This window comes from Arthrobacter sp. TJ-236 (genome assembly GCF_058269235.1).
This window is the reverse complement of the sequence record NZ_JBZCNI010000003.1, coordinates 73,767-86,703: the sequence shown is the minus strand read 5'-3', so window position 1 is coordinate 86,703 and position 12,937 is coordinate 73,767. Positions and strand designations below refer to the sequence as shown.

Here is a 12,937-nt window from a genome sequence, read left to right as displayed (position 1 = left end):
GTCGGATCAGTCGTCCGTCAGCGTGACCCCGATACCACCTACAAGGGTGGAGGAGATGTTGTACAGCACGGCCGAAAGCATGGCCAGGGCCGTCAACAGCACCACGTTCACCACCGCGATGATGGTCGCGAAGGAAAGGACCTGCGTCAGGGATGCGAACTGGCGGAGGTCGAACCCGCCACTCTCCGAGCCCGCGATCTCCCGCAGTAGCTCGTTGACCCCGTCGAAGATGCCGGTGAGATCGAGGACGGTCCAGATCACGAAGGAGGCGACGACGGTCACCACACCCAGCGCCACCGACAGCAGGAAGGACATCTTCAGGACGGACCAGGGGTCCACCTTGCTGACGAGCAACCGCGCCTTACGGGCTTTCGCCTTGGGCGGTGGCTTGACGAGGCCGGGGCGCTGCTGACCCGTGCGCTGCTGACCGGGACGCGGAGCCTGGCCGTTCGCGGAGGCCGGGCGCTGCGCCGGGCGGGCCGGTGCGTTCACTCGGGGGGCCGTCCCGGTTGTCCGAACCTGCCCGCCGGACGATCGCGGGTTGCTGTTGGCCGAGCTCACTCGCTACCTCCGTGGTCGGGCGACTCAGCGTCTGGCTCAGCCGTTTCCTCTGTCGACAACCGTACTTCATCGGTTGTGAACTCCGCAGGATCGTCCTGTGGCGTGATCGTATCGATAACATCCACCTCCGGGCTCGCCTCGGAGGGGTCGTCGATCAGGCCCTCCTCCACGGCGACACTGCGTTCGCTGTTACGCGCGACGGCGATGATGCGGTCGGTCTTGTCCGGCTTGGCGAAGATGACGCCCATGGTGTCGCGACCCTTGGCCGGCACGCCGCTCACCGCGGATCGGACCACCTTGCCGCCACCCATCACGACCAGGACCTCGTCCTCCTCCTGCACCACGAGGGCTCCCACGAGATCCCCGCGCTCCTCCGCGAGTTTGGCCACCTTGATCCCGAGGCCGCCACGGCCCTGGACCCGGTAGTCCTGCACCCTGGTCCGCTTGGCGAACCCACCCTCGGTCACGATGAACACGTAGGAGTCGTCCGTGACCACGTTCGCGGCCAGCAGCTCGTCGTCGTCGCGGAATTTCATGCCCGTGACACCCGAGGTCGCGCGGCCCATGGGACGCAGGGCGTCATCGTCGGCGGTGAAGCGGAGGGACTGACCCTTGCGCGAGACGAGCATGATGTCGTCCTCGCTCGAGACGAGCTGTGCGGAGACCAGCTCGTCGTTGTCGCGCAGGTTGATCGCGATGACACCCGCCGTGCGGTTGGTGTCGTAGTCCTCGAGCCGGGTCTTCTTGACCAGTCCGCGCTTCGTCGCGAGGACGAGGAACGGGGACTGCTGGTAGTCCCGGAGATCCAGGACCTGCGCGATGGTCTCGTCGGGCTGGAAGGCGAGCAGGTTCGCGACGTGCTGGCCCTTGGCGTCCCGTGCTGCCTCCACGAGCTCGTACGCCTTCGCCCGGTACACGCGTCCCAGGTTCGTGAAGAACAGGAGCCAGTGGTGGGTGGTGGTGACGAAGAAGTGCTCGACGACGTCGTCGCCGCGCAGCTGCGCGCCCTTGATTCCCTTGCCGCCACGCGCCTGCTGGCGGTAGTTGTCGCTTCGGGTGCGCTTGACGTACCCGCCGCGGGTGATGGTGACGACCATCTCCTCCTCGGGGATCAGGTCCTCCATGCTCATGTCACCGTCGTAGCCCATGAGGATCTCGGTGCGTCGGTCGTCGCCGAACTTGGCCACGATCTCGCCGAGCTCGGTGCTCACGATCCCGCGCTGCACGTCCTCGGACGCGAGGATGCGGTTGAACTCGGTGATCATCTGCTCGAGTTCTGCGTGCCGGTCCTGGATCTTCTGCCGTTCCAAGGCCGCGAGGCGCCGCAACTGCATGTCGAGGATGGCCCTCGCCTGCAGCTCGTCGATGGAGAGCAGGCCCATCAGGCCGATACGGGCTTCCTCGCTGGTCGCCGATGCTCGGATCAGGGCGATGACCTCATCCAGCGCGTCGAGCGCCTTGAGGAGCCCGCGGAGGATGTGAGCCTCCTCCTCCGCCTTGCGCAGCCGGTAGCGGGTGCGGCGCACGATGACCTCGAGCTGGTGCGTCACCCAGTGGCGGATGAAGGCGTCGAGACTCAGGGTGCGAGGGACGTCGTCGACGATCGCGAGCATGTTCGCGCTGAAGTTGTCCTGCAGCTGCGTGTGCTTGTAAAGGTTGTTCAGCACCACCTTGGCGACGGCGTCGCGCTTGAGCACGATCACCAGGCGCTGGCCGGTGCGACCCGAGGTCTCGTCGCGGAGGTCGGCGATCCCGCTGATCTTGCCGTCCTTCACGAGTTCGGCGATCTTGATCGCCAGGTTGTCCGGGTTCGCCTGGTACGGCAGCTCGGTGACCACGAGGCAGGTCCGGTTCTGGATCTCCTCGACGTTGACCACCGCGCGCATGGTGATCGACCCGCGGCCCGTCCGGTACGCGTCCTCGATGCCCTTGTGCCCGAGGATCTGGGCGCCGGTCGGGAAGTCCGGTCCCTTGATCCGTGCGATCAGGGCCTCGAGGAGCTCCTCCTTCGTGGCGGTCGGATTCTCGAGGTACCACTGCACACCCTCCGCGACCTCGCGCAGGTTGTGGGGCGGGATGTTGGTGGCCATGCCGACGGCGATGCCCGAGGAGCCGTTGACGAGCAGGTTCGGAAAGCGCGACGGGAGGATCGTCGGCTCCTGGTTCTTGCCGTCGTAGTTGTCCTGGAAGTCGACGGTCTCCTCGTCGATGTCGCGGACCATCTCCATGGCCAGGGGCGCCATCTTGGTCTCGGTGTACCGGGGAGCCGCTGCGCCGTCGTTGCCCGGCGAGCCGAAGTTGCCCTGCCCGAGCGCGAGCGGGTACCGCATGGTCCAGTCCTGGATCAGGCGCACCAGGGCGTCGTAAATCGCTGTGTCACCGTGCGGGTGGTACTGCCCCATGACCTCGCCGACGACGCGGGCACACTTGTTGAACGAGCGATCCGGGCGGTAGCCGCCGTCGAACATGGCGTAGAGCACGCGGCGGTGCACGGGCTTGAGCCCGTCCCGCACGTCCGGGAGGGCGCGCCCCACGATGACCGCCATCGCGTAATCCAGGTAGGACCGCTGCATCTCGGTCTGCAGATCCACCTGCTCGACGCGGTCGGTCAGCACCTCACCCTCGAGGACCTCGTCCGGCCCATTACCCATGCTGTCGTCACTCATCAATCAATCCGTTCGTCTGTCGTGCGCGCAGTGCTGCCGAAGCTGAGCAAGGGTTGCCCCTGCGTTCTGTGTAGGCGCTTTAGTATTTGCGAGGAACGAGCAAATTTCGTTGCGCCGGCAGAATGCCGGGGCGAGCCGTCAAATATCGAGAAAACGCACATCTTTCGCGTTCTGCTGGATGAAGTTGCGTCGGGATTCGACGTCCTCGCCCATGAGCACCGAGAACACCTGGTCGGCCGCGGCGGCGTCGTCCATGGTCACTTGCAGCAGCGTCCGGTGGTCGGGGTCCATGGTCGTGTCCCAGAGCTCGGTGTAGTCCATCTCACCGAGACCCTTGTAGCGCTGGATCCCGTTGTCCTTGGGCAGCCGCTGGTTCCGCGCGAGCCCCATCTTGATGACCTCGTCGCGCTCCCGATCGCTGAACACGTAGTCGTGCTTCGCGTTGGACCACTTGATCCGGTAAAGCGGCGGTTGCGCCAGGTACACGAACCCGTTCTCGATGAGCGGCCGCATGTAGCGGAACAGGAGCGTGAGCAGCAGCGTGGTGATGTGCTGGCCGTCGACGTCGGCATCGGCCATGAGCACGATCTTGTGGTACCGGGCCTTCTCGACGTTGAAGTCCTCGCCGATCCCCGCGCCGAACGCGGTGATCATGGCCTGGACCTCGCTGTTGCTGAGCGCCCGGTCCAGCCGCGCGCGTTCGACGTTGAGGATCTTCCCGCGCAGGGGCAGGATGGCCTGCGTCTCCGGGTTGCGGCCGCGTACGGCCGAGCCGCCGGCGGAGTCACCCTCGACGATGTAGATCTCGGAGCGCGCCGGGTCCTTGGACTGGCAGTCCTTGAGCTTGCCGGGCATGCCACCGGACTCGAGGAGTCCCTTGCGACGCGTGGACTCGCGCGCCTTACGGGCGGCGAGGCGTGCCTGCGAGGCCTGGATCGACTTGCGGATGACGTCGCGGGCCGGTCCGGGGTTCCGCTCGAGCCAATCGCCCAGCTGGTCGGTGACCACGCGCTGCACGAATCCCTTGACCTCGGAGTTGCCGAGCTTGGTCTTCGTCTGGCCCTCGAACTGCGGCTCGGAGAGCTTCACGGAGATGACGGCGGTCAGGCCCTCGCGGATGTCGTCACCCGTGAGGTTGTCGTCCTTCTCCTTGATGATGTTCTTCTCGCGCGCATATCGATTGATCAAGGTCGTCATGGCGGCACGGAATCCCTCTTCGTGGGTGCCACCCTCGTGCGTGTTGATCGTGTTGGCGTACGTGTGGACGCTCTCCGAGTAGGCGGAGGTCCACTGGAGCGCGATCTCCACCGACATCGTCCGGTCCGGCGTCTCCGTCTCGAAGGCGATGACGTCGGGGTGGACCACCTCGACGCGCTTCGAGGAGTTCAGGTGGTGGACGTAGTCGAGCAGTCCGTTCTCGTAGAGGTAGACGACCTCGCGGTGCTTCGGCGTGGAATCCTCGCCGGTCTCCGCCGCGACCTCGTCCTCGACCTCGTCGACGTGCTCGTCGGTCAGGGTGATGCGGAGGCCCTTGTTGAGGAAGGCCATCTGCTGGAAACGCGCCCGCAGGGTCTCGAAATCGAACTCAGTGGTCTCGAAGATCGTGTCGTCCGGGTAGAACGTCTGGGTGGTCCCTGTCTCGGAGGTCTCCTCGCCCATGCGCAACTCACCCACCGGCTTGCCGCCGTCCGCGAAGGACTGGTGCCAGACATGGCCCTGGCGGCGTACCTCGGTCTCGACGCGCTTGGACAGGGCGTTGACGACGGAGATACCGACGCCGTGCAGACCGCCCGATACCGCGTAGCCGCCACCACCGAACTTGCCGCCGGCGTGGAGGATGGTCATGACCACCTCGACGGTGGGACGCCCCTCGGTGGGGTGCATGTCCACGGGGATACCGCGCCCGTTGTCGACGACCTTCACGCCGCCGTCGGTCTGGAGCGTGATCTCGATGTGGTCGCAGTACCCGGCGAGAGCCTCGTCCACCGAGTTGTCGACGACTTCGTAGACGAGGTGGTGGAGTCCGCGCGGGCCGGTGGAACCGATGTACATGCCGGGACGCTTCCGGACCGCTTCCAGTCCTTCGAGGACTGTGATCTCACTGGCGCCGTAGGCGTGCTCGGTCGCTGCCTCCAGAATCGGGGACTCACCTTCGCCGATCAACACGTCTTCTGCGTTCAATTCGTTCTCGTGTGTCACGGGCGTAGACGGCTCCTCAACTGGGTGGACCACAACAAAGCTTCTCCATTCTACCCCGTGGAGGCCCACATAAACGCACTGACAGCCCCTCATTCGCCAAGAATGCGCCTCCTGAGCCCATGGAGGGTCCTCCCATAGGGACCGATACGCCGAGCTACCCCTCGACGGCGCTGACGGGCTCCCAGCGGCGATCGGTCCTCGGCTGCAGCGGTGATCCCGCCGCGGTCCGTCCCCCGGTCTTGGGACCGGGCCTCGGCTCACCCGTAGGTGTCGCGCGGGCCGCGCCCTTTCACTGTTCGGCCACCCTTCCGCCAGCTGGGCGCTGCGGGACCGATCACGGACAGCTTCTTCACGACGCCCGGACCCAGTTCCGCCTCGAAACGCTGCAGCACCTGAGGCGCAATGAGCCGCAGCTGCGTGGCCCAGGCCGTCGAGTCGCAGCGCACCAGAACGGTGTCGGCGTCGAAGCTCTCCGGGACGCAGTGCGCCGCGATGTCGGCCCCGACGATCTCGTGCCAGCGCGTCAGCACCGACCCGATGGCCACCGGCGACTTCCACCCGCGCTCCGCGAGCATCCGTGTGAAGACGTTCCCCACACCCTCGGGATCGCGCCCGCCGTACACGGGGTCGGGGGTGTGCCGTCGTCGTGCCGGGCCGGAGGGCCGCTTCGGCCCCTTCTCGCGCGGCGTCCCCCTCGCCTGGGACGCGCTGCGCAGACGGTTCAGGAGCGCCTGTGGCCCGTCCCGCTCCGGCTCGTCGGGCTCACCGTCCGCCTCCGTTTCACCTGTCCCGTCCACAACGCCGGTCTCGAACGTCTCCTTCCGGCCGTCCGGCCGCGGTATGTCCCCGCCCTGCCGGTCAGCCATGCGCATCCTCGACGACAGGAAGCGGCACCGTACCGTCGGCGGCCTCCGACGACACCTCGATCCCTCCGGGGACCACACGCAGGTGTCGCCCCTGGAGCGCAGCAGGGATGTCGTCCGCGACGGCCGCGGTGACCAGCACCTGCTCTGCCGAGGCCACGATCCCTGCCAGCCGCGCGCGGCGCTGCGTGTCGAGCTCGGCGAACACGTCGTCGAGGATCAGCACGGGATCCCCACCGGGTGTGCGGTCCTCCTCCACGAGCAGGTAGTACGAGGCGAGGCGGAGGGCCAGCGCCATGGACCACGTCTCACCGTGGGAGGCGTAGCCCTTGGCGGGAGCCTGCCCGAGCAGGAGTGCGAGTTCGTCGCGGTGGGGCCCCACGAGGGAGATCCCGCGTTCCAGCTCCTTCTTGCGGTGGCGCAGCAGCGCCTGCAGGAACAGCTCGGTGAGGGCCCCGACGTCCGCTCCGCGGAGGACATCCTGGGTCGCGACCGTCGAACCGACCATGCTGTTGACCACGCCGTCGTCCTCCGCTGACGGGTCCACACCGGCGGAGACCGAGGAGACGTAGGTGAGCCCCGCCTTCTTGGATCCGTCGGTCAGCTCCGCGTACGCGCGAGCCACCAGCGGGCTGAGGTGGTCCACGAGCTCGAGCCGCGCGAACAGCAGGCGCGAGCCGGCCTCGGCCAAATGCTGATCCCAGACGTCGAGCGTCGCCTCGTGCGCCGTCGAGAATCGTCCTGCTGCGCGCGCCGACTTCAGGAGGGCGTTGCGCTGCTTCAGAACGCGTTCGTAGTCGGCACGGAGCGCCGACTGGTGGGGCAGCAGTGACACGAGGACGTCGTCGAGGTAGCGGCGGCGCCCGGAGGGATCACCCTTGACCAGCGCGAGGTCCTCGGGCGCGAAGAGCACCGTCTTCAGGATGCCCGCGGCGTCGCGGGCTCGTACCGGGTTCGCCCGATTGATCCTGGCGCGGTTCGCGGCGTCGGCGTTGATCTCCACCTCGACGCTCGTGCGCTGGGTGCCGCGCACCAACTTTCCCCTGATGATTGCCGTTTCGGCGTCGAAGGAGATGAGCGGGCGGTCCGTGGACACACGGTGGGAGGTCAACGTGGCCAGGTAGCCGATGGCCTCGACGATGTTGGTCTTCCCCACACCGTTGGGGCCGATGAAGACCGTGATGCCGGGGTGCAGCTCGGTGTCGAGGTGTCCGTAGCTCCTGAACCCCGTCAGGGACAGGTGTTCGACGTACACGACACCCCACTCACTCCGGCGTCGGCGGTGCCGACTGGGCCGGCTTGACCGCGTGCCCACCGAACTGGTTGCGAAGGGCGGCGACCATCTTCATGGCAGGCGCATCGTCCTGGCGCGATGTGAACCGGGCGAAGAGCGCTGCGGTGATCGCCGGTGCCGGGACGCTGTTGGCGATCGCTTCCTCGACGGTCCACCGGCCTTCACCGGAGTCCTCGACGTATCCGGCGATCTTCGACAGGCCGGGATCCTCCTGGAGTGCCTTCACGAGGAGGTCGAGCAGCCAGGACCGCACCACCGTGCCCTTCTGCCAGGCGGCGAACGTCCCATGGACGTCCTTGACGATGTCCTTCGCCTCGAGGAGCTCGTAGCCTTCCGCGTAGGACTGCATGAGTCCGTACTCGATGCCGTTGTGGACCATCTTGGCGTAGTGACCGGCACCGATGTCGCCCACGTGGACGAAGCTCTCGGCGCGCTCGCCCTCCGGACGCAGGGCGTCGAAGATCGGCATGGCGCGTTCCACGTCCTCCGCGCTCCCGCCAGCCATCAACCCGTAGCCGTTCTCGAGCCCCCACACGCCACCCGAGACGCCGCAGTCGAGGAACCGGACGCCCTTCTGTGCCAGCAGGGTCGCGTGGATCTGGTCGTCCGTGAACTTAGAATTACCACCGTCGATCACGAGGTCGCCCTCCGTGAGCAACCCGGCGAGATCCTTGATCACGGCATCGGTGACCTGCCCGGCAGGCACCATGACCCAGATGATGCGCGGGGCGGGAAGTGCTGCCACGAGCCCTGCGAGGTCGGGGACGTCCGTCCGCTCCGGATTGCGATCGAAGCCCGTGACCTCGATGCCGCTTTCCCGGAGCCGTTCCCTCATGTTGAAACCCATCTTGCCGAGTCCGATGAGGCCGATGTGCATGGGGATCTTCTTCCTGACGTCGTGGGCGGTGTACCGGGTACTGCGTGGGTGGTGCTGGGCGATTACTGGTTTGGCAGCCGGACCGGCATCAGCAGGTACCGGTAGTCCTCGGAATCCTCGCCGGCCGCTTCCTGCTGCGCGGACATGACGGCGGGCTTCGGCGGGGACGTGAACGAGAAGCGCACGAACGGGCTGCTGAAGGCGCCGAGGCCCTCGCTGAGGTAGTGCGGGTTGAAGGCGACCGTGATGTCGTCGCCGTCGAGCGTGGCCTCGATGGCCTCGGAGGCCTGTGCGTCCTCGCCGGTACCGGCGTCGAGGGTCAACTGCCCCTCGGCGAATGCCAGCCGCACGGGGGTGTTCCGCTCCGCGACCAGGGACACACGCCGCACGGCTTCCACGAGGGTGCTCGTCTGCACCGTCGCGTGGATCGGGGTCTTCTCGGGGAACAGGGACCGGATCTTGGGGTAGTCGCCGTCGACGAGCAACGACGTGGTGCGACGTCCACCCGATTCGAAGCCGATCAGTTCCGAATCGTCGGAGAACGCGATGTTCAGGTCCCCTGCGCCGCCGAGGGTCTTGGCGACCTCGTTGAGGGTCTTGGCCTTGACGAGTGCACTGGTGGAGATCCCCGGCGTCGTGGGCTTCCAGCTGACCTCGCGGAGCGCGAGCCGGTACCGGTCCGTCGCGAGGAGGGTGATGAGATCGTCCTCGATCTCCATCCGCACGCCCGTGAGGATCGGGAGGGTGTCGTCCCTGCTGGCGGCGATGATCACCTGCGAGACCGCCTGGGCGAAGGCGTCACCGTCGACGACTCCACTGACAGCGGGAAGCTTCGGCAACTCCGGGTACTCGCCCTCGGGCATCGTGGCGAGGTTGAAGCGGCTGTTGCGGCAGGTGAGTGTGACCTTCGAGCCGTCGGTGACCACCTCGACGGGTGCGGACGGGAGGCTCCTGCAGATGTCGGCGAGCAGACGCCCCGAGACGAGGATGGTGCCTTCCTCGGCGACATCGGCGGCGATCTCGAGACGTGCGGAGATCTCGTAGTCGAAACTCGCGAGACTCAGCATCCCTGCCTCGGCCTTGATGAGCAGTCCCGCGAGAACCGGCACCGGCGGACGCGGCGACAGTGACCGAGCAGTCCAGGAGACAGCCTCGGCCAGGACATCCCGTTCGACTCTGAATTTCACGGAAGAGTGCCGCCTTTCAAAAAAACAGCCACCGACGAGAGGCCGGCGGATGATTCGGTGCGTGGGGTCAAGAGGCTCACAGGCCCCGGGAGCTCCCACCCTACTGGGTGCTGGCCCGGCCCGGTAGCGCGAGGGCCGGAGGGCCTGGAGGGCGCCGGGCGAGGGTCGAACGGAACGCGAAGTGTTATGTGAAGAACCTTTTGAATTTAAGGTTCGTAGTGTTAATAACCCCTGTGGATTCTGTGGATAACCCTCCTCGTTCACGGATCGACGGCGATCTGCCCTGTGGAGAAGGTGTGGGTCCGGACGACCGGCCGACGGACCGTCCTGTGCATCAAATCCTTGTGATTCCGGGGATCCACAGCCCGATGGGTAGTTGTCCTCAGGTTGACCCGCCTAGGGGCCCTGGTTATCCACACCTCTGTCCACACCTGTTAATTGAACTCCAGGGGCGTCCGGCGGTCACGGTCCGGTTCAGCCTTCGCGCTGCTTGTGTTTGATGCGGTTGGTCAGTTCCGTCACCTGGTTGAAGATCGCCCTGCGCTCCGCCATCAGCTCCCGGATCTTCCGGTCCGCGTGGATCACCGTGGTGTGGTCGCGACCTCCCAGTTCCTGTCCGATCTTCGGCAGCGACATGTCCGTCAGTTCCCGGCAGAGGTACATGGCGATCTGACGAGCCGTCACGAGCGTGCGCGTGCGTGACTTGCTGCAGAGCTCCTCCATGCTGATCTGGAAGTAGTCGGCGGTCTGCGCCATGATCACGGTCGAGGTGATCTCCTGTGCGCCGTCGTCGGAGATGAGGTCCTTCAGGACGATCTCGGCCAGGTTCACGTCGACCGTCTGCCGGTTGAGGCTCGCGAAGGCGGTCACGCGGATGAGGGCGCCCTCGAGCTCGCGGATGTTGGTGGCGATCTTCGAGGCGATGTACTCGAGGACGTCGTCGGGAGCGCTCAGGCTGTCGCTGATCGCCTTCTTCCGGAGGATCGCGATGCGCGTCTCGAGCTCCGGGGGCTGGATGTCCGTCAGCAGACCCCACTCGAAGCGCGACCGCATCCGCTCCTCGAACCCGATGAGCTGCTTGGGCGGCATGTCGGAGGTGATGACCACCTGCTTGTTGTGGTTGTGCAGCGCGTTGAAGGTGTGGAAGAACTCCTCCATCGTCCTGTCCTTGCCGGAGAGGAACTGGATGTCGTCGATCAGCAGGATGTCGACGTTGCGGTAGGTCTGCTTGAAGCTCGACCCCTCGTCGTCGCGGATCGAGTTGATGAAGTCGTTGGTGAACTCCTCGGAGTTCACGTAGCGCACCCGGATACCCGTGTAGAGGTGCCGTGCATAGTGTCCGATGGCGTGGAGGAGGTGCGTCTTGCCGAGACCGGAGTCGCCGTAGATGAAGAGGGGGTTGTAGGCCTTCGCGGGGGCCTCGGCGACGGCGACGGCGGCCGCGTGGGCGAAGCGGTTCGAGGAGCCGATGACGAAGGTGTCGAAGATGTACTTCGGATTGAGGCGCCCGAACTCGTGGGAGTTGCTCGGAGGCGTGGGTGAGGGTTTCGTCTCACCCCTCGGCTCGGTCACCACCGCGATCGGTTCCTGGTCCGGAACCTCCTCGACGACCGGCGTCAGATCCGGATCGATGACGAAGGCACACTGGATGTCCTGGCGGAAGACGTCCCTCAACGCCTCGTCGAGCACACCTTTCAACTGTGTCTGCAGTACCTCACGCGTGAGCTCGTTGGGTACCGCGATGAGCATGGTGGTGCCGATCAGTCCCTGGGCCTGCGCGAGGACCATGAAGCCCCGCTGCCGCGGCGTCACGCGTTCGTCCTGTTCGAGGGTCCTGATGACCTTGCGCCAGGAGCTCCCGACGTCGTTGACCTCATCTGTTCCCACGAAAACCCCTTTTGCCGTTCAGGCCGCACTCGGAAAAGGCCCACCATCCACAGACTTGTACACATGTCGTGGATAAGCGGACCAGAGCCAAGAGTAGAGGATGCAGATGGCAGAAGATACCGCGCTGGCGCGCCTCCGAGGCGCCGATCGGAGTGTTCGGGAACAGCGTTCCGGGGTACCTGTACTGTGTCTGCTGGACGAGTTGTCCACAGGCTGTAGACAGCACGGCGCGCCGCTCGCGTCGACGGCTGGTTTGACGCTCCTCGGCTGTGTCCCCTAACGTGATGTAGTCCAACATGTCTGCATTTCGCATGCCATCACTGGTTTCCCGGGTACTAAGAGGCCTCGGGAGGTGACAGCTACTTCAGCGAATGTCGGATGTACACCTTCATCGCGTCAGTCTGTTCTTCCCCCTTGTTGCAATGGGCCGGACGCATCTCAAGATCGTTCTGGAGTAACTACAGTGAGCAAGCGGACTTTTCAGCCGAATAACCGCCGTCGCGCTAAGAAGCACGGTTTCCGTCTTCGCATGCGCACCCGTGCCGGCCGTGCCATCCTGTCAGCGCGACGGGGCAAGGGCCGCACCGAACTCTCGGCGTAATCCCCTCCACCGCTCCGTGCAGCCACGCGGTGGCCCCGGGTCCCCCTCATGAATCGACGGTGAGTGATCGTGCTCCCCAAGGATCATCGGGTACGGACAGCAGCGGAGTTTGCACGAACCGTACGTTCCGGTGCCCGGTCTGGGCGCCGGAACGTCGTGCTATACGGGGTCAGGACCTCGGGGCCGGGCGCCTCACGCGTCGGGTTCATCGTGGGGAAGAACGTGGGGAACGCGGTGATGCGGAACCTCGTTAAACGGAGGCTGCGTCATATCGCCGCCGAATGGGTCGCGGCCCACCCCACCGGGTTCGACGTCGTCGTGCGGGCTCTGCCGGCAGCGGCGGACAGTGACTACGAGGCGCTCCACCGCGATGTCGGTGCGGGAGCCGAAGCGGTCCTGCGGAAGCTCGAGCGGGCGCCCGCTCCCCAGCAACCGGGCAGAGTATCGTGAGGAGGGTGGTCGTGGGCGCGCTGATGTTCCTTGTCGGGTTGCCTCGCCTCCTCGTGATCGGTCTCCTGGTCTCGTATCGGAAGGTCGTCTCGCCGCTCTACGGGCAGGTGTGCCGGTTCTACCCGAGCTGCTCCGCCTACGCCCTCGAGGCGGTGACCGTGCACGGTTTCGCGCGCGGGAGCTGGCTGGCTTCGCGCAGGGTGGCTCGCTGCCACCCCTGGAACGACGGCGGCGTGGATCACGTACCGCCCGGTTCCAGGACCTTCCCGGAGGGGAAGGTCCCGTCGATTGTTGTGTTGAACCACCCGGTGATCCCCGCCGATGACGAGAGCCGCCCGGCGGCTTGAGGAGC

Annotated in this window: 11 protein-coding genes; 3 read left to right on the top strand and 8 right to left on the bottom strand. The window is 66.0% G+C overall.

The features are described 5' to 3' along the window. Window positions 1-6 precede the first annotated feature (6 nt). From AC4D16_RS12595 to dnaA, 8 genes are all read right to left on the bottom strand, one after another. Window positions 7-561, bottom strand: a complete 555-nt coding sequence (locus AC4D16_RS12595) for a DUF3566 domain-containing protein (RefSeq protein ID WP_490949884.1) — start codon at window positions 559-561, stop codon at window positions 7-9. Then, window positions 558-3,227 carry a DNA gyrase subunit A gene (gene gyrA / locus AC4D16_RS12590; protein WP_490949885.1) on the bottom strand — a complete coding sequence of 890 codons (2,670 nt, stop codon included), beginning with the start codon at window positions 3,225-3,227 and terminating at the stop codon, window positions 558-560. The genes AC4D16_RS12595 and gyrA overlap by 4 nt, the downstream gene beginning before the upstream one ends. Before the next feature lie 138 nt (window positions 3,228-3,365). Then, a complete protein-coding gene (gene gyrB, locus AC4D16_RS12585; RefSeq protein WP_490955490.1) occupies window positions 3,366-5,393 on the bottom strand; it encodes a DNA topoisomerase (ATP-hydrolyzing) subunit B in 2,028 nt (675 codons plus the stop codon). A gap of 290 nt (window positions 5,394-5,683) precedes the next feature. After that, window positions 5,684-6,292 carry a DciA family protein gene (locus AC4D16_RS12580; protein ID WP_490949886.1) on the bottom strand — a complete coding sequence of 203 codons (609 nt, stop codon included), beginning with the start codon at window positions 6,290-6,292 and terminating at the stop codon, window positions 5,684-5,686. Next, a complete protein-coding gene (recF, locus tag AC4D16_RS12575) occupies window positions 6,285-7,544 on the bottom strand; it encodes a DNA replication/repair protein RecF (RefSeq protein ID WP_490955251.1) in 1,260 nt (419 codons plus the stop codon). Before recF ends, AC4D16_RS12580 begins: the two co-directional genes overlap by 8 nt. A 10-nt stretch (window positions 7,545-7,554) precedes the next feature. Then, window positions 7,555-8,460: a phosphogluconate dehydrogenase (NAD(+)-dependent, decarboxylating) gene (gene gnd, locus AC4D16_RS12570; protein ID WP_490955250.1), complete on the bottom strand. Its 906-nt coding sequence runs from the start codon at window positions 8,458-8,460 to the stop codon at window positions 7,555-7,557. Between the two features lie 62 nt (window positions 8,461-8,522). Next, complete coding sequence (gene dnaN, locus AC4D16_RS12565; RefSeq protein ID WP_490949889.1) at window positions 8,523-9,647, bottom strand: DNA polymerase III subunit beta; 1,125 nt, start codon at window positions 9,645-9,647, stop codon at window positions 8,523-8,525. A 474-nt stretch (window positions 9,648-10,121) separates the two neighbouring features. After that, window positions 10,122-11,534: a chromosomal replication initiator protein DnaA gene (dnaA, locus tag AC4D16_RS12560; protein ID WP_490949890.1), complete on the bottom strand. Its 1,413-nt coding sequence runs from the start codon at window positions 11,532-11,534 to the stop codon at window positions 10,122-10,124. A gap of 463 nt (window positions 11,535-11,997) precedes the next feature. Here dnaA and rpmH point away from each other — a divergent pair, with 463 nt between their 5' ends. The 3 genes from rpmH to yidD all read left to right on the top strand — a co-directional run bounded on the left by rpmH (window position 11,998) and on the right by yidD (window position 12,932). Further along, complete coding sequence (gene rpmH / locus AC4D16_RS12555; protein WP_022892375.1) at window positions 11,998-12,135, top strand: 50S ribosomal protein L34; 138 nt, start codon at window positions 11,998-12,000, stop codon at window positions 12,133-12,135. A 63-nt stretch (window positions 12,136-12,198) separates the two neighbouring features. Then, window positions 12,199-12,585 (top strand): ribonuclease P protein component, encoded by a 387-nt coding sequence (gene rnpA, locus AC4D16_RS12550; protein ID WP_490955249.1) that lies wholly within the window; start codon window positions 12,199-12,201, stop codon window positions 12,583-12,585. Between the two features lie 23 nt (window positions 12,586-12,608). After that, on the top strand, window positions 12,609-12,932 hold the full coding sequence (yidD, locus tag AC4D16_RS12545; RefSeq protein WP_490950128.1) for a membrane protein insertion efficiency factor YidD: 324 nt from the start codon (window positions 12,609-12,611) through the stop codon (window positions 12,930-12,932). Window positions 12,933-12,937: the final 5 nt, after the last annotated feature.

Excerpts from the sequence above, each read along its gene's own strand:
- gyrA (WP_490949885.1), bottom strand. The coding sequence starts at position 3,227 with ATGAGTGACGACAGCATGGGTAATGGGCCGGACGAGGTCCTCGAGGGT.
- gnd (WP_490955250.1), bottom strand. The coding sequence starts at position 8,460 with ATGCACATCGGCCTCATCGGACTCGGCAAGATGGGTTTCAACATGAGG.
- AC4D16_RS12580 (WP_490949886.1), bottom strand. The coding sequence starts at position 6,292 with ATGGCTGACCGGCAGGGCGGGGACATACCGCGGCCGGACGGCCGGAAG.
- yidD (WP_490950128.1), top strand. The coding sequence starts at position 12,609 with ATGTTCCTTGTCGGGTTGCCTCGCCTCCTCGTGATCGGTCTCCTGGTC.